Below are 1177 nucleotides of genomic sequence, written 5' to 3' on the forward strand. Positions count from 1 at the left end.
CCTCCTTTCCTTTAATCATGTCTATATTATATCATACTGATTAAAATAGTTAAACTAAAAAAGAACGCCAACGGGCATTCGTGAAGAGCCTTATATCCCATGACTAAAGTCACGGGTATTACGGCTTAGGCATATAAACCAATCATTAGTGTACCATATTCGTCCACCAGCGGGCAGATAATTATAAAGAGGCTGTAACAAAACTGTCACAGCCCCTTCTAAATTCAAATATGCAATTCACCCATCGGTATTAGCCACTGAAACTGCTGGAATCCGATTAGCACCTACGGGGGAGTAATGATGATCATCCTTCCCTTATCACCAATCCCTATAAGCTAGTTAAGAAGCGCTCAACTTGTTCCTTCGTCTTCCGGTCCTTATTAACGAAACGTCCGATTTCCTGGCCGTCTTGGTAAACCACAAAGGACGGAATCCCCATAATACCAAGTTCAGCGGCTAAATCAATATTTTCATCGCGGTCAACCGTGATGAAGGTGTAGTCAGTAAAGTCGGCCTCAATTTCCGGCATGGCCGGCTTAATAAAGGCACAGTCAGGGCACCAACCGGCCGTAAAGAACAGCACGTACTTACCGGATTGAATCCGTTCTTTTAAGCCCGCTAAATCAGTTTTTGGTAAGGTTTCCATTTTACTTCCTCCAATTTCACTTACTATTTATCAGAATCATAGCACACTCCCTTTCCCCTGCCAAGTGATCGATCTAAGGGGGTATCAATTGCACCCTCAGGTTAGTATGGTACAATGGAATCCAAACTCAGATTATGGCATCTGCCGATCTAGCAAAGGAAGCGACCTGCTTATGGACAATTTAAATGGCTCTGTAAACCCATGGATGATTCCGTTGACCCTCGGGGGAGCGGCGCTGGCGGGCTTTATCACCGGTAAAGTTTTTGGTGACCGTCGGCGGGGGGCGAAGACCATTCTCAAGCTCGTCACCAACGACTTCAAAAAGGAAGGCCCCTTAGCGGGGTCTTGGATAGACTACCGGCCTATTCCCTTTCAACGGTTTGCCTACAAGACAACGGCCTATCGCGGTGGCTTACGACGCCGCGAAGACGACCAACTGGTCAACTACGAGTTCTTAGCTGACGCATACACCGGTTCAATTCTTGAATTGAGTCGGCTTAATTAGTCGGCCCTAACCAAATAACCCCCGTA

The 1177-nt window shown here is 46.3% G+C and carries 2 protein-coding genes; one reads left to right on the forward strand and one right to left on the reverse strand.

What is annotated here, in order from left to right:
- Window positions 1-328 precede the first annotated feature (328 nt).
- The gene (locus AOQ57_RS07020) at window positions 329-646 is read right to left on the reverse strand and encodes a thioredoxin family protein (protein WP_093626547.1); all 318 of its coding nucleotides are present in this window, start codon (window positions 644-646) and stop codon (window positions 329-331) included.
- 172 nt (window positions 647-818) lie between these two features.
- On the opposite strand from AOQ57_RS07020, the gene AOQ57_RS07025 reads away from it, so the two are divergent.
- Window positions 819-1151: a hypothetical protein gene (locus AOQ57_RS07025; RefSeq protein ID WP_093626549.1), complete on the forward strand. Its 333-nt coding sequence runs from the start codon at window positions 819-821 to the stop codon at window positions 1149-1151.
- Window positions 1152-1177 lie beyond the last annotated feature (26 nt).

The sequence above is a fragment of the Limosilactobacillus gorillae genome (assembly GCF_001293735.1).
Lineage (GTDB): Bacteria > Bacillota > Bacilli > Lactobacillales > Lactobacillaceae > Limosilactobacillus > Limosilactobacillus gorillae.

Excerpts from the sequence above, each read along its gene's own strand:
- AOQ57_RS07025 (WP_093626549.1), top strand. The coding sequence starts at position 819 with ATGGACAATTTAAATGGCTCTGTAAACCCATGGATGATTCCGTTGACC.
- AOQ57_RS07020 (WP_093626547.1), bottom strand. The coding sequence starts at position 646 with ATGGAAACCTTACCAAAAACTGATTTAGCGGGCTTAAAAGAACGGATT.